We start from the raw sequence: 18,158 nt of genomic DNA, 5'->3' as shown, positions 1-18,158 counted from the left end.
GACGCGAACCTCCCGCGGACCGCTCCCGGATCGCGCCGGCCCTACGCCGGCGGCTCCCGTCCCTGCCGGCGCAGCCCGGCCTGGACCGCGGCCGCGACCAGCCGGGCGGCGACGCCCAGGATCAGCAGGCCGCACACCATCTGGCACATCACGGCCACCCGGCCCGCCTCGGACCGCGCGGTGATGTCGCCGTACCCCACGGTGGTGAACGTCGTGAGGGTGAAGTACAAGGCGTCCGTCCTGGTCAGCGGCTCGGTGAAGGAGCCGGGAGTGTCCCGCTCGATCAGGAAGTAGACGCTCGCGTAGACGACCAGGTACAGGGCCACCGTGGCCGCCAGGGCCTCGACGGCCTTCAGCCGCGGATGCGGGGAGTGCACGATGAGCCACGCCTCCCACCCGAAGACCGCGAGAATTGCGAGCAGACCGCACAGGAGCAGGACAGACGCCCCCAGCGTCGTGCGCGTGTCCAGGGGCACCAGGTAGTACGCGACGACCAGGCCGGCCACGATGGCCACCGACCGGGCGAGGGTCATCGCCGCGGCCCGGCGGTCCGGCCGCACCGGCCCCGGAGCACCCTCCGGCGGGGTGCGCCTCGTACCGGCAGCCACTGGATCGGTCATCGCCTCTCTCTTCCGCCGCTTCGGCGCAGGCCGGGCCGCCTGCCCTCGCCACCACCTCAGCGCCCCGGCCCCGGACCCGGATCACCCGCCAGGGGTGATCCCGGCCGCGGCCCGGCGGCGGAGGCTGGCTCCGTGAGGTCCCCGCACACGGCCCCGTCGGCCGGTCCGGAGCGGCTCTGGAACACGTGAGGAGGAGCCATGACCGTTTCACGTGGTCACAGGCCGTACACCGGATCGGAGCAGGCTCCCGACGGGGCCTTCCTCCCGGAAGGCGGCGACATCGCGGACGCACTGACGAGGCTCGGTCGTTCCTGGACCTGGATCCTCGGCTCGGCGCTCGTCTCCCTGGTGCCCGGCATCCTGATCCTGGTCTGGCCGCACGAGACCCTGCACGTGCTGGCCGTGATCATCGGCCTGTACCTGCTGGTGACCGGGGCCTTCCGCTTCGTGGAGTCCTTCGGCCGTGAGGCGGCCGGCGAACGGGTGACCCGCGTCCTCGTCGCGGTGCTGTACGTGCTGGCCGGAGTGCTGTGCCTGAGACACCCCCTGCAGACGATCACCGCCCTGTCGGTGATCGTGGGGATCGTCTGGCTGGTGTCCGGGATCCTCGTCCTGCACGCCGCCCTCGGGGCCAGGGACCTGCCCCACCGCGGCTTCCTCGTCGGCGCCGCCGTGATCGGCGTCCTCGCGGGCGTCGTGGTCCTCGCCCTGCCCGCCCAGTCGGCCGTGGCGCTGACCCGGCTGCTGGGCCTGTGGCTCGTGCTGCTCGGTCTGGCCGAGGCCGGACTCGCCCTCGCCTGGCGGTCCGCGCTGCGCAGATCGGCCGGCCCGCCCGGGACCTAGCACTCCGCCCCCGGCCGCTCGCACACGTCCCCTACGGGTGACACACCCGCACAGGAGGAGCCATGGCTCCGGGTACCGCCTCCGAACCGTCCCGCTCCGACGCGTCCCCGGAGCCCGGTCACGTCCTGACCGCCGAGGAACACGCCGAGTACCTACGGCTCCGCCGCGCCTCCCGGGTGCGGCACCGGAGGTGGCGCCAGGTGGGCGCCTCGGTCCTCCTGGTGCTCACATTGATCCTCGCCCCCCTGACCGTCGTCGCCGTCTGGGTGCACGACACCGTCGCCGACACCGACCGGTACGTGCAGACCGTCGCGCCTCTCGCCTCGGAACCGGCCGTCCAGAACGCCCTCGTGAACAAGCTGACCGACCGTGTCGTGTCCCAGGTGGACGTCCAGGCCGTGACGGCGTCGCTCACCAAGGTGCTCGCGGACAACGGGGCGCCGCCCCGCGTGGTCGACGCGTCCAGGGCGCTCACCGGCCCGCTGCGCTCCGCCGTGCAGACGGTCGTGCACCGCGTCGTCAACCGCGTGGTGACCAGCGACGTCTTCAAGGAGGCATGGGTGGTGGGCAACCGGCGGGCACAGTCCGCGGTGGTCGGCATGCTCACCGGCGAGGGACAGGGCGCGCTCAAGGCCAGCGGAGACACCGTCCAGCTGGACATCGGCGTGGTCGTCGACCAGGTGCAGAAGCGGCTCGTCGACGCGGGCTTCAAGCAGGCCGCCGCCATCCCGAAGATCGACCGCTCGGTGACCCTGTTCCGCACCGACAAGCTCGACAAGGCCCAGAACGCGATGCGGCTGCTGGACATCCTCGGCACCTGGATGCCCGTGATCACCCTGTGCGCGGCCGCCGCGGCCGTGTGGGCCGCCCCCGGACACCGCCTGATGCTGATGGTCACCTCGATCGGCGTCGCGGTCATGATGGTCGTACTGCTGGTGGCCCTGGTCGTCGCCCGGCGCGTCTACCTCGACTCGGTGCCCCCCACCACGCTGCCGCCCGACGCCGCCTCGGCGATCTACGACACCTTCGTCCGCTTCCTGCGCGACAGCGTCCGCACCCTGCTGGTCATCGCCGTGATCACGGCGATCGCCGCCTATCTGTACGGGCCGAGCAGAGTGGCCCGCGCCGTGCGGCACACCTCGCAGCGGGGCGCCACGGCGGCCGGCCGGCAGCTGAGCCGGGCCGGGGTGCGCACCGGTCACGCCGGAGAGTGGCTGACCGCCCACCGCGCGTGGACGACCGGTGTCACCATCGGGGCCGGCGCCCTGGCACTGCTGCTGTGGAACCACCCCACGGTCGGGGGCGTGGTCCTCGTCCTCGTGCTGGTCCTGGTCGTGCTCGCGGCCACGGCGATCCTGGCCGCCGCGACCGGGCGGACCCCCGAGGAACCACGCCCCGCGACGCCGTGACCACCGTTCACCCGCACCGGGTGAGGCGGCGACGGGCCCGCCCGCGCAGGCTGGCAGGGTACGCATCGACTACCGGGCGCAGACCCGGGACGGAGGAAGCGACATGAGCGCGCAGACCTACCTCGCGTATGACTATCCGGCGCTGAGCGTCTTCTGGTCCATGCTGGTCTTCTTCCTGTGGATCATGTGGTTCGTACTGCTCTTCCGTGTCATCGCCGACATCTTCCGCGACGACGACATGAGCGGCTGGGGCAAGGCCGGCTGGCTCGTCTGCGTCGTGCTCCTGCCGTTCCTGGGCGTCTTCGTCTACCTGATCGCACGCGGCAAGGGCATGGGCCGCCGCGAGGTCCAACAGGCGCGCGCCCAGCAGCAGGCCTTCGACAGCTACATCCGCGAGACCGCTCAGTCCACCACCACCAGCGCGGACGAACTCGCGAAGCTGTCCGAGATGAAGTCACGCGGCGACATCACCGAGGACGAGTTCCGCCGCGCGAAGGAACTGGTGCTCACCGGCCACAAGCCGGCCGACCGCCCGGGAGCGGTCCCCTCCGCCTCCACGCACTGAGCACCGCGCACCGGAGAGAAACGAGGTAGCACGATGACCGCCACCACCCGCGCCGGGCACGAGCCCACCGCCAAGGAGCAATGGGCGACCGGTCTGACGGCGTTCGCAGCAGTCATGCTCCTGCTCGTCGGAGTGTTGGACATCTTCCGCGGCATCATGGCGATCGCCCACGACGACGTCTTCCTCACGACGCGCAACTACGTCTTCAAGTTCAGCCTCACCGGCTGGGGCTGGATCCACCTGGTCCTCGGCGTCCTCGCCCTCCTCGTCTGCTACGGACTCTTCCGGGTGGCGATGTGGGCACGGGTCTCGGGAGTGGTCATCGCCTCGCTGGTCATCCTCGCCAACTTCCTCTCCCTGCCGTACTACCCGGTCTGGTCGATCGTGGTGATCGCCCTGTCCGCCTTCATCATCTGGGCGTTGTGCGTGGTGCGGCAGGACAACACCCTGTTCGACTGAGGGCGGGAGTGTCTTCGGCCGGCGGCTCAGGGGCAGAGCCGGCCGGCCCTCCCAGGAGGCCGCCATGTCCGGGCGGCCTCCGCTCGGTGCCGCGAACGTCCGGATCCCGACCTCGTCCCCGTCCGGCCCGGCCCTCCCGCCTCGTACACTCTGTCCGTGGCTGAGCAGCGTGTCGCGCAGTGGGACGGCGTCACCCGCCGGAAGACGGTCAAGAAGGCGTTCACGCAGCGCCGTGACCGGCTTGCCGACGCGGCACGGGACGGGGACTGGCCCACGGCCCTCGGCATCCTCGACGAGCGTCCGGAATGGGCCAACTGCGCCCGGCTGGAAGGCAGCAGCGGCTACACGCCGCTGCACCAGGCGGCCTGGCACGGGGTCCCCGCCGGGACCGCCGAGCGCCTGCTGGAGTACGGCGCCTGGCGCACGCTGCGGACGAGCGACGGGGACCGCGCCGTGGACATCGCCGCCCGGCGCGGCCACGCGCATCTCACCCCGCTGCTGCTCCCGGACCTGCGGCACCCCCTGCCGCCGGACGAACTCACCGGGCTGCAGGCCCACTTGCACCGACTGATCCGGCACCGGGCGAGCCCGGGCGCCGGCCCCGACCTGGCCACACGGCACGAGCTGCGGCTGCCCGAGCTGGAGGTGCTGACGGAACTCGACCACCCGGTGTGCTGGTTCCCCGTCCCGGGCATGTACGGGGGATTCAGGATCGCGCTGAGCGGTACCGAGCTGACCGTGGACAGCTGGATCCGCGTCGTCGGGGGCTCCGAGCGCACGGACCGGGTCACGGCCGAGGGCGTGTACCTCCAGGAGGGCGGGCGGCTGTGACGGCGGCCTCCTGAGGCAGGCGCCGTACGGAGTCGTTCCGCCCGGAATTCCTGGGTACACGGTGTCGACACGGGCGGTCTGCGTGCGCCAGGAGCGCCGTCGCGACGGTTGCCCGCGCGACCCGAGGGTGTCGCGTCGGCGCGCCGTTTCGTGCGGGCCACGCTGGGCGGCGTCGCGCCCGGGACGCTGGACACCGCCGAACTGCTCGCCGGTGCACTCGTCACCACCGCGGTGCTGCACGCGCGCACCGAGGTGGAGGTCCACGCGACCGCGGCCGGGCTCCCTGCGCAGACCGCTCGGGCCGCCGGCCGTCGTCCGCGAACGCGGGTGCGCGGAGCGGCAGTCGGGGCCGGCCGCCCCGCGGCTAGGGGCACGTCCACGGGTTCACCGTGACAGGGGCGTGTCGCCGGGGGCCGCGGGCAGGGCCAGGTGGGCGAGGTCGGCGGGCGGCGGGGTGGACACCGGCCACAGCGGCGCGGCCTCGCCGTCGGCGAGCGCGGCCGGGGCGTCGGTCAGGTTCATGCGCTCACGCAGCCGGCCGTAGAAGTCCATCGGGCCGAGCCTGACCGCCTTGAGCCGGCGGGGCGCCGCGTACACGCCGATCCAGTCACCGGGACTCAGCACACCGCGCAGCTGGCCGTCGATGCTGACCGCGGCCGGGCCCGACCGTTCCAGCACCCGCAGCGCGATGGGCTCGTCGGGCGCGGCCACCACCGACCGGTTGAACACCATGTGCGGGGCCACCGGCGTGAAGACGAGCCCCTCCGCGCGGGGCGAGACGACCGGACCGCCGGCGGCGAAGCTGTAAGCGGTGGAGCCCGTGGGCGTTGCCACCAGCAGCGCGTCGGCGGAGTAGGACGCGAGCAGCCGCCCGGCCAGATAGACCGCCACCGACACCTGGCGGTCCCGGGCCAGCTTCTCCAGCACGACGTCGTTCAGCGCGGTGACGTTCAGCGCCACGCCCCAGTCGCTGCCCGTCACGCACTCCGCGCGCACCCGGGGCGGCGGCAGCAGCGGCCCGCGGCCGTACCGCATCAGCACCTCCATCTGCGAGGGCACCTCCATCCGGCAGGACGCCCGCATCGTGAGGAGCATGCGGCTCTCCACGGTGATCCGCTCCTCGCGCACCGCGTCCAGCGCCACCCGCACCGCCGTCGCGGGCACCTCGGTCAGGAAGCCGACCCGCCCGAGGTCCACGCCGAGCACCAGCGCGTCGTTCTCCGCCGCGAGGCGGGCCCCGCGCAGGAAGGTGCCGTCGCCGCCGAGCGTCACGATCAGGTCCGGATCGCTCGCGGCGTCGACCTCCTCCCGCGCGCTGTGCCGGGCGCCCTCACGCCACACGTCGATGTCGGTGCACGCCACGGCGTGCTCGGCGCACCACTCGCGCACGGCCCGCCCGGCCGCCACTGCCTCGGGCCGACCGCCGTGCGCGACCAGGCCGATACGGTTCACCGTCATGTCCGCCTCCCAGCCCGCTGCCACCGTGCGCCATCCTCGCCGCGGACCGCGGCGGCCCGGCACGCGCCACGCCGCCGCGTGCCACAGCCGGGGCAGCGACACGCCCTCTCGTCGGCCGGTCCGTCGCCGGTGCCCCGGGGGCCGGTCACCACGGCAGGACTCCGGCCGCGTTCCGGAAGGTGCCGGTGGGACCGTCCGGGCCGATGCCCGCCATACGGACGATGACCTCGGCACCCTGCCCGACCGTCTGCGTCCCGGTGTTGTGGTTGAGGTCGGTGGCGGTGAACCCGGGGTCGACGGCGTTGATCCTGATGCCTTCGAACGCCTTGGCGTACTGCACGGTGAGCATGTTCACCGCGGCCTTGGACGACGGGTAGGCGAGGTCGGGGTAGAAGTGCTCGGGCGCCGCCGGGTCCGCGAGCGCCGCCGCCGAGGCGAGTCCGCTGCTGACGTTGACGACGACCGGGCGGGCCGAGCGCCGCAGCAGAGGCAGGAAGGCGTGCAGCACCCGGACCATGCCGAAGACATTGGTCTCGAACACGGCCCGCACGTCGTCCGCGGTGGTCGCGGCGGGGTCGACGAACCCGCCGTCGGGTTGGCGTGGTTCGACGCCGGCGTTGTTGACCAGGACGTCCAGCCCGCCCTCGGCCTCGATCGTCTTGACCGCGGCGGCGACCGAGGCGTCGTCGGTCACGTCGAGCCGTACGAAGCGGGCGCCCAGTTCGTCGGCGGCGCGCCGGCCGCGCCCGGGGTCGCGGGCGCCGAGGTGGACGGTGTGTCCCGCGGCGAGCAGCCGGCGGGCGGTCTCGAAGCCGAGCCCCTTGTTGGCTCCGGTGATGAGTGTGTTCGTCATGCTTCAAGGCTGCGCCGACGTCACCGGCACAGCCAGAAGAGGCGTTTTCCTAGGAACCGCGGTACCAGGCACGCCCGCGCGCCGCGCGGCACACTGGGGGGCATGACGAGCGGGGAACTGGGGGCGGCGATCCACCGGTGGCGCGACCGGCTCCCGCCCGGGGACGCCGGACTGCCCGCCGGGGGCCGCAGGCGGGCCGCGGGGCTGCGCCGGGAGGAACTGGCGCAGCTGGCGGGGATCTCCGTCGACTACGTGATGCGGCTGGAGCAGGGCCGTGCGACCAACCCCTCCTCGCAGGTCGTCGAGTCGCTGGCCCGCGCGCTGCGGCTGTCCGCCCTCGAACGCGACCACCTCTACCGGCTGGCCGGACTGGCACCGCCCGGGCCGCGGACCGTGCCCGCCTTCATCCCGCCCAGCGTGCAGCGGTTGCTGGACCGGCTGGCCGGGACCCCGGTCGCGGTCTACGACGCCACCTGGACGCTGCTGGTCGCCAACGCGCCGTACGCCGCCCTGATGGGCGACCCCTCACGGCTGGAGGGCGGGCAACGCAACGGTGTGTGGCGGCACTTCCTCGGCCCCGGACACGGCGTCACCCACACGCCGGACGCGCGGCGCGCCTTCGAGACGGCGCTCGTCGCCGACCTGCGCACCGCCGCCGAGCGCTACCCGGCGGACCGCCGGCTGCACGCCCTGATCAAGGAACTGCGCGAGCGCAGCGACCGCTTCGCGGGGCTGTGGGACAGCGGCGTGGTCGGCGTCCACGACGCGGCGCGCAAGACCGTCGAACACCCGGCCGTCGGACCGGTCACACTCGACTGCGACGTGCTCTCCGTGGCCGGCAGCGATCTGCGGATCATGGTCTACACCGCCGAGCCCGGCACCGAGGACGCCGAGCGCCTGTCCCTGCTCACCGTCCTCCGAACCCAGGAACTCCCCACCGCACGGTGAGCCCGCGCGGCGGCCCGGACCGGTCAGGAGCCGGGCACCGGGAGTGGATTCATGTGCCCGGCCCGTCGTGGGAGGCGGCGCGGGCGGGTACTCGGGGCCCTGAAACAGCCCTGAAACAGCCCCGGAACAGCCGCGGGACGAGTGCGGGAGGCCCAGATGAGCGAGTACACCACCCCCTCCCAGGCCGAGGGCGAGCGGGAGCCGGACGAGGCGGGGGCCGCGCAGCCGCTCCGGACCACCCCGTCCCAGGCGGAGGGTGACGTGGACGAGGAGAGCGTCCCGCAGGACGCCGGCCCCGGCCGCACCGCCGCACAGCGGGCGGAACAGGGCGGCAAGCCCGGGATCTCGCAGCACCTGCGGGAGGAACCGCGCACGCGGATCCAGGAGGAGTTCGACCGCTGACGATCGACGGCACGCGCACAGCGCGTGCCGTCCTTGACGCTCTGCGTGACGCCGACCTAGCGTGACTGGACACGTCTGGACAGGTAGGTCGCGATGACGCATCCGCAGGACCCCCCCGGCACCACCGACGGCAGATCCGCCGGCCTCCCGATCCAGCTGGAGACGCACGGGCTGGACGTGATCGGGGACGCGGACCGCAAGGGCACCCCGCGCATGCTGTTCTGGCCCTGGTTCGGGGCCAACGTCTCCGTCCTCGGGCTGGGCTACGGCGCCTTCACGCTCGGCTTCGGCCTCTCCTTCTGGCAGGCGCTCGCCGCGGGCGCGATCGGCATCGTCGCCTCGTTCCTGCTGTGCGGCTTCGTCGCGGTCGCCGGAAAGCGCGGCTCGGCGCCCACCATGGTGCTCAGCCGGGCCGCGTACGGGGTGCGCGGCAACCGGCTGCCCTCGGTGATCTCCTGGATGCTGACCGTCGGCTGGGAGACCGTCCTCACCTCGCTCGCCACCCTGGCCACCGCGACCGTGTTCACCCGGCTCGGCTGGGGCGGCGGTACCGAGACCAAGGTCGTCGCCCTCATGGTGGTGGCGGCCCTGACGGTCGTCGCCGGGGTCATGGGCTTCGACATGATCATGCGCCTGCAGACCGCCATCACCCTGATCACGGGCCTGCTCACGCTCGTGTACGTCGGCCTCGTCGCGGACCACGTCCACTGGAGCGCCGTCAGCGCCGTCCCGGGCGGCTCCCCGCAGCAGTTCATCGGCGCCCTGGTGTTCACGATGGCCGGCTTCGGCCTCGGCTGGGTCAACGCGGCCGCCGACTACTCCCGCTACCTGCCCCGGAGTTCCTCCAGCCGGGGGGTGGTCGGCTGGACGGCCTTCGGCGGATCCCTCGCCCCGGTGCTCCTGCTGGTCTTCGGCCTGCTGCTGGCCGGCTCCTCACCGGCGCTGAGCAAGGCCATCGCCGCCGACCCGATCGGCGCGCTCACCACGATCCTGCCCACCTGGTTCCTGGTGCCGTTCGCCGTGGTCGCCGTCCTCGGCCTGGTCGGCGGCGCGGTCCTCGACATCTACTCCTCGGGCCTGGCCCTGCTCTCCGCCGGCCTGCGCGTGCCGCGCTATCTGGCCGCGTTCCTCGACGGCTGCCTCATGATCGCCGGTTCGGTCTACATCGTGTTCTTCGCCGGTGACTTCCTCGGCCAGTTCCTCGGCATCCTCACCACGCTCGGCGTGCCCATAGCGGCATGGTCCGGCGTGATGCTCGCCGACCTCGCCCTGCGCCGCCGCGACTACGACGAGGGAGACCTGTACCGCCCGGAGGGCCGCTACGGCGACGTCCCCCCGGTGCCCCTGCTCCTCACCCTCGGCGCGACGGCCGTCGGCTGGGGTCTGGTCACCGACACCGCCGCCCGCTGGCTGACCTGGCAGGGCTACCTCCTGGAGCCGTTCGGCCTCGGCGGCAAGTCCGGCGCCTGGGCGTACGCCAACCTGGGTGTCCTGGCCGCCCTCGCGCTCGCCTTCCTGGGCTCCCTGCTGCTCGGCCGCGGCCGGGTGCGCGCGCAGGAGGCGCAGGCGCCGAGCGGGGCGGACGAGGGGGTGTGCAACGCGTGAGCACCGGGCTCCTCGCCGTCATAGACATGCAGCGCGTCTTCGCCGACCCGGCCAGCCCCTGGGCGGCGCCCCGCTACGCCGACGCCGCGGCGGGCGTGAACAGCCTGCTGCCGGCCTTCGCCGACCGCGTCGTCTTCACCCGCTTCCTCGCCCCGAGCGAGCCGACCGGCGCATGGCGCGCCTACTACGGCCGGTGGCCGTTCGCGCTTCGGCCCCCGGACGCCCGTCTGTGGCACCTCACCGACGAGTTCGCCGCCGTGGCCGGGCACGTCGTGGACACCAGCACCTTCGGCAAGTGGACCCCGGAACTCGCCGACCGCGTCGGCCCGGACGGCCGGCTGGTCCTGGCCGGCGTCAGCACCGACTGCTGTGTGCTGTCCACCGCCCTGGCCGCGGCGGACGCCGGGATAGAGGTGCTGGTGGTCGCGGACGCCTGCGCCGGCGCCGACGACGACTCCCACCTCAAGGCCCTGCAGATCATGGAGCTGTACCGGCCGCTCGTCCGGGTCACCACCGTCGCGGGCCTGCTCGCGGAGGACGAGCCGTGACCGGCGTCCCGCTCAAGCACCAGCAGATCAGCCGCGCCCTCGCCGAGGAGATCCGCGCCGGCCGCCGCCCGGCGGGGGAGCGGCTGCCCGGCGAGCACACCCTCGCCGCACGGTTCGGAGTGAGCCGTACGACCGTCCGCGCGGCCCTCGCCGAGCTGTCCGAGGAGGGCCTGATCACCACCCGCACCGGCAAGGGCTCCTACGTCGTCTTCGACGGCCGCCCGCCCGACGACCGGCTCGGCTGGGCCCGCCCCCTGACGGCGCCGGCCATGGACAGCAGGCTGCGGACCCTCGCCGTGCACGAGACGCGCGACCGCGCCCTCGCCGCGGAACTCGACCTGGACGAGGACGTGTTCGTGTGCGTGGAGCAGACCCGGGAGCTGGTCGCGGACGGCACCGTGACGTCGTACGAGCGCAGTCTCCTGCCGCCGGTGCCCGCGATCCGGGAACTGACCGCCGAGGGCCTCGGCGGTCAGCCGGTCACCGAGGCGCTGCTGCGTTCGGGACTGCGGCCCGACCACGGCGAGCAGCGGGTGTCCGGGCGGCGGCTCGGCGCCCGTGAGGCGCGGCTGCTGCGGCGCACGCCGGGGGACTGGTTCCTGGAGACGCGGCGCACCAGCCGCGCGGCCGACGGCGGCTTCGTCGAGCACGTCGTCGGCCTGTACGATCCCGGTCACGTCCGGCTGGGCCTGACCTACGGCTGACCCCGGGTCCGCTCGACCGGGGCCCGCCGGCTCCGCCCACCGCACGGACGTACCCGGATCGGCCAGTGGCCGGCCTCTCACCGCCCCGGCCACCGCCCCGCCACCGGACCTCCCCCCGATCCGCACGCATGCCCCGGGCGCCACCCGGGTACGCGAGGCGGGAGCACGCCCGGACGGCTCGTCCGGGCGGCCCGTACGACGACCGCTACCTGGGGATCTGCCATGGAGACACCCGCACACGACATCCGGCCGACGGCTGCCCAGCAGGCGCTGGACGCGTTGACCGTGAACGCCGAGGACCAGGCCGCCCTGGACACCCTCGCCCACAGCGACGTACTCATCCCGGTGCCGGACGACGCCGTGGACGGAGAGGGCGCCGACGCCACGACGGTTTCCCTGCCCGTCCTCGAACAGCCCGGAGGGGACCCGGTCGTCCCCGTGTTCACCTCGGAGGGCGAGATGGCCGAGCTACTGCCGTTCATCTCCCGCTACCGCCTCATCCCGCTCGGCGCGCTGGCCTCCCAGTGGCCGGACGAGGACCTCTCCCTCGCCATCGACGGCAGTTCCACCCACGCCCTGACGCTCACGTCACAGGGGGTACGCACCCTTCTGGCCCGCTGAGCAGCGCCCGCTCGAAGGAACCGGGGCCGCACGGGAGTGCGGCCCCGGCGCACGGGCGCAGGCGGCCACGACACGCGGGCGCGGGCGCCCCGGCGCCCCCGCGGCCGTGCCCAGAGCGATCACCCGCCCGTCCGGCGGGAAAATGGGGTCATGCAATACATCGCCGGCGCGGTAGGGGGGCTGCTCCTCTCCCTCGTGCTGAGCAGCATCCTCCGCAGCCTCGTAGTGCCCAGGGGCCTCTACTCCGGGCTGGTCTTCCGCCTGTGGCGGGTGCTGCGCCGGCTGCTCCGGCTGACGACGCCCCACGGCGACTACGACGCCATCGACCGGTCGCAGACATGGCTCGCCCCGCTGATGCTCATCGGCATGCTCGTCACCTGGCTCGCCGGGGCCCTGGTCGGCTTCGGGTTCCTGCTGTACGCGCTGTCCCCGCTGTCCTGGTCCACCGCGTTCCGGGAGGCCGGCTCCAGCCTGTTCACGCTCGGCTTCGCCAGCGGCGCGCGCCTGAAGCTGTCGGTGCTGGACTTCGTCGCCGCGGCCACCGGGCCGGTGCTGATCGCGCTGCAGATCGCCTACCTGCCCACCCTGTACAGCGCCTACAACCGCCGTGAGCTGGAGGTCACCCTGCTCCAGGCCAGGGCCGGCGAGCCCGCCTGGGGTCCGGAGATCCTCGCCCGGCAGTGGCTGGTCGACACCGAGACCGCGCTGCCCGAGCTGTACCGCGCCTGGGAGCGGCTCGCCGCCGACATGGGCGAGAGCCACTCCACGTACCCGATCCTGCTGACCTTCCGCTCGCCGCGTGCGCGCCGCAGCTGGCTGGTGGGCCTGATCGCGGTGATGGACGCGGCGGCGCTGCAGCTCGCCCTCGACCCCCGCACCGCGCCGCCCGAGGCGCGCCTGGTGCTGCGGGCCGGCTTCAGCGCCCTGCGCGACATCGGCCGCGTGGTGCGCGTTCCCTTCGACGCCGACCCCTCGCCCGACACCCCCATCCAGCTCACCTTCGCCGAGTTCGACGCGGCCGTGGCGATGATGGACGCGGCCGGATTCCGGGCGGAGCGCAGTCCCAAGGAGGCCTGGCCGCACTTCCGGGGCTGGCGGGTCAACTACGAGACGGTCGCCTACGAGCTGTGCCGCCGCTGCGACGCCGTACCCGCCCTGTGGACCGGCGGCCGCGACTTCGGCTGCGCCCCCATCCCGCCGCAGCGCCCCGTGGACCGGCGTCCCGACGGAGGTCGGCCGGAACTGCCCCCCGCCGGGGAGTAGTCACCCGGCCCCGCGCAGGGAAGATCCCAGCGGGAGACCGGTCCGGCGAGCCTAAGGAGCCGATGGTCGTGAGGGTCGTCCTGCTGGGCACCGCCGCGGGCGGCGGCTTCCCGCAGTGGAACTGCGCCTGCGCGCCGTGCGGGGCCGCCCGGGACGGCCGGCTGCCCTCCCGGACGCGGGAGTGCGCCGCCGTCACGGGGAACGGCCGGGACTGGTGGCTGCTGAACGCCTCGCCCGACCTGCGCGCCCAGGCGGGTGCCGTACCGGCCCTGCGGCCGGGGCCCGGGCCCCGGGAGTCACCGCTGCGGGGTGTGCTGCTCACCGACGCCGAGGCCGAACACGTCGTGGGTCTGGCCGAGTTGCGGGGCACGACCGGCCTGCGGGTGTACGCGGCCCCGCCGGTCCGCGCCGCCCTCGGCCCCGCGCGCGCCGCCCTGGACCGCTTCGCCCTCTGGGAATGGGCGGACGGCCTGGCCGACGGCGGCTTCGTGCTGGCGGGCGGTCTGGTCGTCACGGCCCATCCGGTGGGCTCCGAACCCCCGGTGTACGTGCCCGAGCGGCCACCGGCGCCCGCCGGGCCCTGGATGACGGCGTACCGCATCGAGGACCTGGCGAGCGGGGGCGTGCTGGTGTACGCGCCGTGCGTCGGTGCCTGGGACGAGGAACTGGACGAGCTGTGCGCCGAGGCGGACTGCGTGCTGATGGACGGGACGTACTTCGCCGCCGACGAGAGGGGGCCGGCCGTGCGGTCCGGTGCCGGGCACGCGACCGGGGGACACCTGCCGGTCACCGGGCTCGACGGCACCCTCGATCCGCTCTCCCGTCACCTGGGGGCCCGCCGGATCTACACCCACCTCGACCACGCGAACCCGCTGCTCGACCCGGGCTCGGCGGAACGCGCGCGGGTCGCCGGGGAAGGTGTCGAGGTCCTGCCGGACGGGTCCGAGCTGCTGCTCTAGGTGTGCTGTCCCAGCACGCGTGTCACCAACGTCCCGGGACGGCACATCTAGCGCTCCTGACCGGTCAGCATGCGTTCCAGCACCGCCCGTTGCAGCGGCAGCACCTCGGCGTGCAGATCGCGCCCCTTGCGGGTGAGGGCGACCCACACCCCGCGCCGGTCCTCCGCGCACACCGAGCGCTCCACGAGACCTTCCTTCTCCAGCCTGCCGATCAGCCGGGACAGCGCGCTCTGGCTGAGATGCACCCGCCCGACCAGGTTCTGCACCCGGCACTGGTCGCCCCGGGCGGACGACTCGACGGCCAGGATGTCCAGCACCTCGAAGTCGCTGGCGCCCAGTCCGTAGGGGTGCAGCGCACGGTCTATCTCGCACATCGTGCGCGCATGCACGGCGAGGATGCCGCGCCACCGTTCCTCGAGCCGGGCGTCGGCCGTCTTCACTGCCATACCCGCACCGTAGCACCGATCCGGCCAGTCGTTGAGTGTGCAACTAGTGCGGGCGCAAGCGGGCGGGGCGGGGGCTCAGGAGGTGGGGTCCTGGAGGAGGCCGACCAGGTTGCCGTCGGCGTCCCGGACGGAGGCGACGAGCCTGCCGTTGCCGACGTCCCGCACGTCCTGGACCACTTCGGCGCCCGCCTCCAGCAGGGCCGCGAGCCGCTCCCGCAGATCGGTGACGTGCCAGAACGGCACCGGCCCGGTCAGCCCCTGAGCGTGCCCGTTCGGATCGAGGCCGATGTCCTGGCCGCCGGCCTTGAAGCCGATGTAGTACGGCTCGTCGGCGTACGGCTCCACGCCCAGCAGCGCGGTGAACAGGGCCTTGGCCCGCTGCGGGTCCTTGACGGGGTAGATGATCGTCTGCACACCGGCGGTCATGGGTCTCTCCTCGTGAGGTGCGTGTCCCGGCGGTCCTCCCCGCCGGTGCACACCACGCTAGGCCCGGTGAGCCCGTCGCGGCTTCTCGGATCCTGACCGGTCGCGGCGACCTCCCCGAACCACTCCCTCGCTCGCCGCGCGGCACCCCCGCGACGATGGGACGGGCCGCCCGCCGGTCGGGGACCACCGCGATCACGAGCGGTGACGACGTAGGGGACGGGGCTGGTCGGGCCGGGGGAGCCGTAACCGGTCCCCGGCGGCGCGGGCGACCTCCGGGCGCCGCCCGGACCCCGGACCGGACCCCGCTCCGTTCCGACTTCCGCTCCGACTCCTGCTCCGCGCTCCGACGGCAACGCGCTTGCCCCACGACGCGGTTCGGCCACCGGCGGCGGGGCCGGGCGCGGGCCGCGGACGGCCCCGCCGCCTCGTTTCCGGCCGTGGGCACGCTCCTCGGTCGCACTGCCGTTCGCTACCGGACAACGGTCGCCGAATGCCGGACGCGCCGGCCACGGCCGCGCCACAGTGGGAGCTGTGCGGACGAAGGCGCCTGGGACGGAGGGCGGACGGATGACGGGGACTCCCTCGGGCCGGGTGCGGCGGACCATCCTGGAGTGGCTCAAGGATCCCGCGGCCCACTTCCCGGCCGCACGCCACCGCGATCCCGCCGGCACAGGTGTCACGGCGCGGGCCGTGGCCGCCAAGCTGGGTGTGCCCCGCCGGACCGCCCTCGCCCATCTGGACTTCCTCACCCGCCTCGGCGTGCTGCGCACCCGGCGGGTCCGTTGCCGCACCTACTACCGGCGCGACGAGATCCGTGTGGCGGAGGTGGCCCGCCTCTTCGAGAAGGGATGGTGACCTGTCAGGATGGGTCGATCCGACGGCGAAGGGCACCGCGCATGGACCGACCCATGGCACTCCTTCCGCTCCACTACGTCTCGTTGGGCGCCCACGGCCCCGAGGACGTGGTGGCCGACCCGCAGGGCCGGGTGCTGACCGGCGTGGCGGACGGCCGGGTGCTGCGGATCCACCACCTCGACGACCCGCGTGCCGCGCGCACCGAGACCGTGGCCGAGACAGGTGGGCGTCCCCTCGGGCTCGAACTCCTCCCGGACGGGGACCTGTTGGTCTGCGACGCGGATCGCGGACTGCTGCGCGTCGGCACCGAGGACGGCACCGTCCGCGTCCTCGCGGACTCGCTCGCGGGGCAGCCGCTCCGCTTCTGCAGCAACGTCGTCGCCCTGCCCGACGGGAGCGTCTGCTTCACCGTCTCCAGCCGCCGCTACCCCCTCGACCAGTGGATCGGCGACATAGTCGAACACACCGGCACGGGCCGCCTGCTGCGCATCGGCCCCGACGGCGGCGAACCCGAAGTGCTCCTGGAGGGGCTGCAGTTCGCCAACGGCCTGGCCCCGAGCGCCGACGGTTCCTTCCTGGTGATCGCCGAGACCGGCGCCTGCCGCCTCACCCGCTACCACCTCACCGGCCCCCGCGCCGGACAGTCCGACCACTTCGCCACCCTGCCCGGCATGCCGGACAACGTCTGGCGCGAGAGCCCCGACGGCCTGATCTGGGTCGCCCTGCCCAGCCCGCGCGTCCCCCCGCTGGACCTCCTGCACCGCACCCCGCCCGCCGTCCGCCGCGCGGCCGCCCGCACCGCCGTGCACGCGCCGTACCGGCCCTCCGGCACCATCGGCGTGCTGGCCCTCGACGACGAGGGCCGTACCGTCCACCGCCTCACCCGCCGCCGCTCCGGCTTCCGGATGGTCACCAGCGTCTGCGCGACCGGCGCCCACCTGGTCCTCGGCAGCCTCATGGAGCCGGGCGTCGCGGTCTACGCGCGGCCCGGGGCCGGCTGACCCGGCGGTACCCTGGTGCCCGGCCGTGATCACCCACCGGGGGGCAGGGCCGAACAGGAGACGTAGGAACATGACAGCCCCGGAAGCCGAGAGCATCCGCGTCCGCTCCGCCGCGCGCCGGCGGGCCGAGTGGCGTGCCCAGGCACCCGTCGTCGCCGTGGTCGCGATCGGCGGCGCCATCGGCGCCTGCGCCCGCTACGGGCTCACCCTCACCTGGCCCACGCCGCCCGGCGGCTTCCCCTGGGCGACCTTCTGGACGAACGTCGTCGGCTGCGCCGTGATCGGCGTGTTCATGGTGCTGATCACCGAGGTGTGGGCGGCCCACCGCCTCATCCGCCCGTTCTTCGGCACCGGTGTCCTCGGCGGCTTCACCACCTTCTCGACCTACGCCGTCGACATCCGCAGGCTGGTCGACGCCGGCCGCCCGGGGACCGGGCTGGCCTATCTCGCCGCGACGCTGGTCGCGGCCCTCGCGGCGGTCTGGCTGGCCTCGGTCGCCGCCCGCCGGGTGCTGATCAGGAGGCAGCCATGACCTCACTCACCGGCCGGGCCCTCAGGCTGACCGTCTACATCGGCGAGGACGACACCTGGCACCACAAGCCCCTCTACTCCGAGATCGTGCACCGGGCGCACAGGGCCGGACTCGCCGGGGCCAGCGTCTTCCGGGGCATCGAGGGCTTCGGCGCCTCCTCCCGCATCCACACCTCCCGGCTGCTGTCCCTGAGCGAGGACCTGCCGGTCGCGGTGGTCGTCGTGGACACCGAGGAGCGCGTCCGGGCGTTCCTGCCGCAGCTCGACGAACTGGTCGGCGAGGGTCTCGTGACCCTGGAGGAGTGCGAGGTCGTCCGGTACGTCGGCCGGACGGCCGAACCGGAGCCCGGCGAGGATCCGAGGGGTGGGATCCAGACGTGAACTGGCTGCTGGTCGTCCTGGGGGCCGTCGTCGGCGCGCCCATGCGGTATCTCACCGACCGGGCCGTGCAGGCCCGCCACGACTCGCTCTTCCCGTGGGGCACCTTCGTGGTGAACGTCACGGGAAGCCTGATCCTCGGGCTGCTCACCGGTGCCGTCTCCGCCGGAGCCGCCGGACCCCATCTGCGGCTGCTGATCGGCACCGGGCTGTGCGGCGCCCTGACGACGTATTCCACCTTCTCCTACGAGACCCTGAGGCTGACGGAGGCCGGCGCCGGCCTCTACGCTGCCGTGAACGTCGTCGCGAGCCTCGCGGCGGGGCTCGCGGCGGCGTTCGCCGGGGTCTCGCTCGCCGGGGCTCTGTGGGCCTAGGCGCCTGCCGTACGGCCGGGCATAGTACGTACTGTCTACAGCACTGTCGACCAACTCTT

Annotated in this window: 24 protein-coding genes; 19 read left to right on the top strand and 5 right to left on the bottom strand. The window is 73.8% G+C overall.

The window, feature by feature from the left end:
• Nucleotides 1–41: 41 nt before the first annotated feature.
• Complete coding sequence (locus ACZ7FF_RS21725; RefSeq protein ID WP_470813881.1) at nt 42–620, bottom strand: ion channel; 579 nt, start codon at nt 618–620, stop codon at nt 42–44.
• Nucleotides 621–818: 198 nt separating this feature from the next.
• Between ACZ7FF_RS21725 and ACZ7FF_RS21720 the strand changes: the two genes are divergently transcribed.
• The 6 genes from ACZ7FF_RS21720 to ACZ7FF_RS21695 all read left to right on the top strand — a co-directional run bounded on the left by ACZ7FF_RS21720 (nt 819) and on the right by ACZ7FF_RS21695 (nt 5,120).
• The gene (locus ACZ7FF_RS21720; protein ID WP_470813880.1) at nt 819–1,463 is read left to right on the top strand and encodes an HdeD family acid-resistance protein; all 645 of its coding nucleotides are present in this window, start codon (nt 819–821) and stop codon (nt 1,461–1,463) included.
• A gap of 62 nt (nt 1,464–1,525) precedes the next feature.
• Nucleotides 1,526–2,872, top strand: a complete 1,347-nt coding sequence (locus tag ACZ7FF_RS21715; protein WP_470813879.1) for a hypothetical protein — start codon at nt 1,526–1,528, stop codon at nt 2,870–2,872.
• A 103-nt stretch (nt 2,873–2,975) separates the two neighbouring features.
• The gene (locus tag ACZ7FF_RS21710; protein ID WP_470813878.1) at nt 2,976–3,437 is read left to right on the top strand and encodes an SHOCT domain-containing protein; all 462 of its coding nucleotides are present in this window, start codon (nt 2,976–2,978) and stop codon (nt 3,435–3,437) included.
• A 33-nt stretch (nt 3,438–3,470) separates the two neighbouring features.
• Nucleotides 3,471–3,896, top strand: a complete 426-nt coding sequence (locus ACZ7FF_RS21705) for a DUF7144 family membrane protein (protein WP_470813877.1) — start codon at nt 3,471–3,473, stop codon at nt 3,894–3,896.
• A gap of 156 nt (nt 3,897–4,052) precedes the next feature.
• On the top strand, nt 4,053–4,727 hold the full coding sequence (locus tag ACZ7FF_RS21700) for an ankyrin repeat domain-containing protein (RefSeq protein WP_470813876.1): 675 nt from the start codon (nt 4,053–4,055) through the stop codon (nt 4,725–4,727).
• Nucleotides 4,728–4,835: 108 nt separating this feature from the next.
• Nucleotides 4,836–5,120 carry a hypothetical protein gene (locus ACZ7FF_RS21695; protein WP_470813875.1) on the top strand — a complete coding sequence of 95 codons (285 nt, stop codon included), beginning with the start codon at nt 4,836–4,838 and terminating at the stop codon, nt 5,118–5,120.
• On the opposite strand, the gene ACZ7FF_RS21690 is transcribed toward ACZ7FF_RS21695, so the two are convergent.
• Complete coding sequence (locus ACZ7FF_RS21690) at nt 5,112–6,185, bottom strand: NAD(+)/NADH kinase (RefSeq protein WP_470813874.1); 1,074 nt, start codon at nt 6,183–6,185, stop codon at nt 5,112–5,114. The two genes, ACZ7FF_RS21695 and ACZ7FF_RS21690, sit on opposite strands and share 9 nt — an antisense overlap.
• A 145-nt stretch (nt 6,186–6,330) precedes the next feature.
• Nucleotides 6,331–7,038: an SDR family NAD(P)-dependent oxidoreductase gene (locus tag ACZ7FF_RS21685; protein WP_470813873.1), complete on the bottom strand. Its 708-nt coding sequence runs from the start codon at nt 7,036–7,038 to the stop codon at nt 6,331–6,333.
• Between the two features lie 102 nt (nt 7,039–7,140).
• Here ACZ7FF_RS21685 and ACZ7FF_RS21680 point away from each other — a divergent pair, with 102 nt between their 5' ends.
• From ACZ7FF_RS21680 to pqqB, 8 genes are all read left to right on the top strand, one after another.
• A complete protein-coding gene (locus ACZ7FF_RS21680) occupies nt 7,141–7,986 on the top strand; it encodes a helix-turn-helix transcriptional regulator (RefSeq protein WP_470813872.1) in 846 nt (281 codons plus the stop codon).
• A 156-nt stretch (nt 7,987–8,142) separates the two neighbouring features.
• Nucleotides 8,143–8,388, top strand: a complete 246-nt coding sequence (locus ACZ7FF_RS21675) for a hypothetical protein (RefSeq protein ID WP_470813871.1) — start codon at nt 8,143–8,145, stop codon at nt 8,386–8,388.
• A gap of 93 nt (nt 8,389–8,481) precedes the next feature.
• Nucleotides 8,482–9,993: a purine-cytosine permease family protein gene (locus tag ACZ7FF_RS21670; protein WP_470813870.1), complete on the top strand. Its 1,512-nt coding sequence runs from the start codon at nt 8,482–8,484 to the stop codon at nt 9,991–9,993.
• Nucleotides 9,990–10,541 carry a cysteine hydrolase family protein gene (locus ACZ7FF_RS21665; RefSeq protein WP_470813869.1) on the top strand — a complete coding sequence of 184 codons (552 nt, stop codon included), beginning with the start codon at nt 9,990–9,992 and terminating at the stop codon, nt 10,539–10,541. Before ACZ7FF_RS21670 ends, ACZ7FF_RS21665 begins: the two co-directional genes overlap by 4 nt.
• The gene (locus ACZ7FF_RS21660; RefSeq protein ID WP_470813868.1) at nt 10,538–11,245 is read left to right on the top strand and encodes a GntR family transcriptional regulator; all 708 of its coding nucleotides are present in this window, start codon (nt 10,538–10,540) and stop codon (nt 11,243–11,245) included. Before ACZ7FF_RS21665 ends, ACZ7FF_RS21660 begins: the two co-directional genes overlap by 4 nt.
• Nucleotides 11,246–11,467: 222 nt before the next feature.
• Nucleotides 11,468–11,866 carry an SseB family protein gene (locus tag ACZ7FF_RS21655; RefSeq protein WP_470813867.1) on the top strand — a complete coding sequence of 133 codons (399 nt, stop codon included), beginning with the start codon at nt 11,468–11,470 and terminating at the stop codon, nt 11,864–11,866.
• Between the two features lie 150 nt (nt 11,867–12,016).
• Nucleotides 12,017–13,129: a hypothetical protein gene (locus ACZ7FF_RS21650; protein ID WP_470813866.1), complete on the top strand. Its 1,113-nt coding sequence runs from the start codon at nt 12,017–12,019 to the stop codon at nt 13,127–13,129.
• Between the two features lie 68 nt (nt 13,130–13,197).
• The gene (gene pqqB, locus ACZ7FF_RS21645) at nt 13,198–14,088 is read left to right on the top strand and encodes a pyrroloquinoline quinone biosynthesis protein PqqB (protein ID WP_470813865.1); all 891 of its coding nucleotides are present in this window, start codon (nt 13,198–13,200) and stop codon (nt 14,086–14,088) included.
• Between the two features lie 47 nt (nt 14,089–14,135).
• Here pqqB and ACZ7FF_RS21640 read toward each other — a convergent pair whose 3' ends face one another.
• A complete protein-coding gene (locus tag ACZ7FF_RS21640; protein ID WP_470813864.1) occupies nt 14,136–14,534 on the bottom strand; it encodes a MarR family winged helix-turn-helix transcriptional regulator in 399 nt (132 codons plus the stop codon).
• Nucleotides 14,535–14,609: 75 nt separating this feature from the next.
• Complete coding sequence (locus tag ACZ7FF_RS21635; protein WP_470813863.1) at nt 14,610–14,960, bottom strand: VOC family protein; 351 nt, start codon at nt 14,958–14,960, stop codon at nt 14,610–14,612.
• 567 nt (nt 14,961–15,527) lie between these two features.
• Here ACZ7FF_RS21635 and ACZ7FF_RS21630 point away from each other — a divergent pair.
• The 5 genes from ACZ7FF_RS21630 (at nt 15,528) to crcB (ACZ7FF_RS21610) (ending at nt 18,099) form a co-directional block, all read left to right on the top strand.
• Nucleotides 15,528–15,815: a helix-turn-helix domain-containing protein gene (locus tag ACZ7FF_RS21630; protein WP_470813862.1), complete on the top strand. Its 288-nt coding sequence runs from the start codon at nt 15,528–15,530 to the stop codon at nt 15,813–15,815.
• Between the two features lie 41 nt (nt 15,816–15,856).
• Nucleotides 15,857–16,816, top strand: a complete 960-nt coding sequence (locus tag ACZ7FF_RS21625) for an SMP-30/gluconolactonase/LRE family protein (protein WP_470813861.1) — start codon at nt 15,857–15,859, stop codon at nt 16,814–16,816.
• Between the two features lie 70 nt (nt 16,817–16,886).
• The gene (gene crcB / locus ACZ7FF_RS21620; protein WP_470813860.1) at nt 16,887–17,348 is read left to right on the top strand and encodes a fluoride efflux transporter CrcB; all 462 of its coding nucleotides are present in this window, start codon (nt 16,887–16,889) and stop codon (nt 17,346–17,348) included.
• Entirely contained in the window at nt 17,345–17,728 is a 384-nt protein-coding gene (locus ACZ7FF_RS21615) for a DUF190 domain-containing protein (protein ID WP_470813859.1), read from the top strand. The genes crcB (ACZ7FF_RS21620) and ACZ7FF_RS21615 overlap by 4 nt, the downstream gene beginning before the upstream one ends.
• Nucleotides 17,725–18,099, top strand: a complete 375-nt coding sequence (crcB, locus tag ACZ7FF_RS21610; protein WP_470813858.1) for a fluoride efflux transporter CrcB — start codon at nt 17,725–17,727, stop codon at nt 18,097–18,099. Before ACZ7FF_RS21615 ends, crcB (ACZ7FF_RS21610) begins: the two co-directional genes overlap by 4 nt.
• The last annotated feature ends 59 nt before the right edge of the window (nt 18,100–18,158 follow it).

The organism is Streptomyces sp. NPDC037126 (assembly GCF_055605965.1).
This window is presented reverse-complemented; position numbering and strand designations above follow the sequence as displayed.

Coding starts and splice junctions, on each gene's coding strand:
- ACZ7FF_RS21725 (WP_470813881.1), bottom strand. CDS start 620: ATGACCGATCCAGTGGCTGCCGGTACGAGGCGCACCCCGCCGGAGGGT.
- ACZ7FF_RS21720 (WP_470813880.1), top strand. CDS start 819: ATGACCGTTTCACGTGGTCACAGGCCGTACACCGGATCGGAGCAGGCT.
- ACZ7FF_RS21715 (WP_470813879.1), top strand. CDS start 1,526: ATGGCTCCGGGTACCGCCTCCGAACCGTCCCGCTCCGACGCGTCCCCG.
- ACZ7FF_RS21710 (WP_470813878.1), top strand. CDS start 2,976: ATGAGCGCGCAGACCTACCTCGCGTATGACTATCCGGCGCTGAGCGTC.
- ACZ7FF_RS21705 (WP_470813877.1), top strand. CDS start 3,471: ATGACCGCCACCACCCGCGCCGGGCACGAGCCCACCGCCAAGGAGCAA.
- ACZ7FF_RS21690 (WP_470813874.1), bottom strand. CDS start 6,185: ATGACGGTGAACCGTATCGGCCTGGTCGCGCACGGCGGTCGGCCCGAG.
- ACZ7FF_RS21685 (WP_470813873.1), bottom strand. CDS start 7,038: ATGACGAACACACTCATCACCGGAGCCAACAAGGGGCTCGGCTTCGAG.
- ACZ7FF_RS21680 (WP_470813872.1), top strand. CDS start 7,141: ATGACGAGCGGGGAACTGGGGGCGGCGATCCACCGGTGGCGCGACCGG.
- ACZ7FF_RS21675 (WP_470813871.1), top strand. CDS start 8,143: ATGAGCGAGTACACCACCCCCTCCCAGGCCGAGGGCGAGCGGGAGCCG.
- ACZ7FF_RS21670 (WP_470813870.1), top strand. CDS start 8,482: ATGACGCATCCGCAGGACCCCCCCGGCACCACCGACGGCAGATCCGCC.
- ACZ7FF_RS21655 (WP_470813867.1), top strand. CDS start 11,468: ATGGAGACACCCGCACACGACATCCGGCCGACGGCTGCCCAGCAGGCG.
- ACZ7FF_RS21650 (WP_470813866.1), top strand. CDS start 12,017: ATGCAATACATCGCCGGCGCGGTAGGGGGGCTGCTCCTCTCCCTCGTG.
- ACZ7FF_RS21640 (WP_470813864.1), bottom strand. CDS start 14,534: ATGGCAGTGAAGACGGCCGACGCCCGGCTCGAGGAACGGTGGCGCGGC.
- ACZ7FF_RS21635 (WP_470813863.1), bottom strand. CDS start 14,960: ATGACCGCCGGTGTGCAGACGATCATCTACCCCGTCAAGGACCCGCAG.
- ACZ7FF_RS21630 (WP_470813862.1), top strand. CDS start 15,528: ATGACGGGGACTCCCTCGGGCCGGGTGCGGCGGACCATCCTGGAGTGG.
- ACZ7FF_RS21625 (WP_470813861.1), top strand. CDS start 15,857: ATGGACCGACCCATGGCACTCCTTCCGCTCCACTACGTCTCGTTGGGC.
- crcB (WP_470813860.1), top strand. CDS start 16,887: ATGACAGCCCCGGAAGCCGAGAGCATCCGCGTCCGCTCCGCCGCGCGC.
- ACZ7FF_RS21615 (WP_470813859.1), top strand. CDS start 17,345: ATGACCTCACTCACCGGCCGGGCCCTCAGGCTGACCGTCTACATCGGC.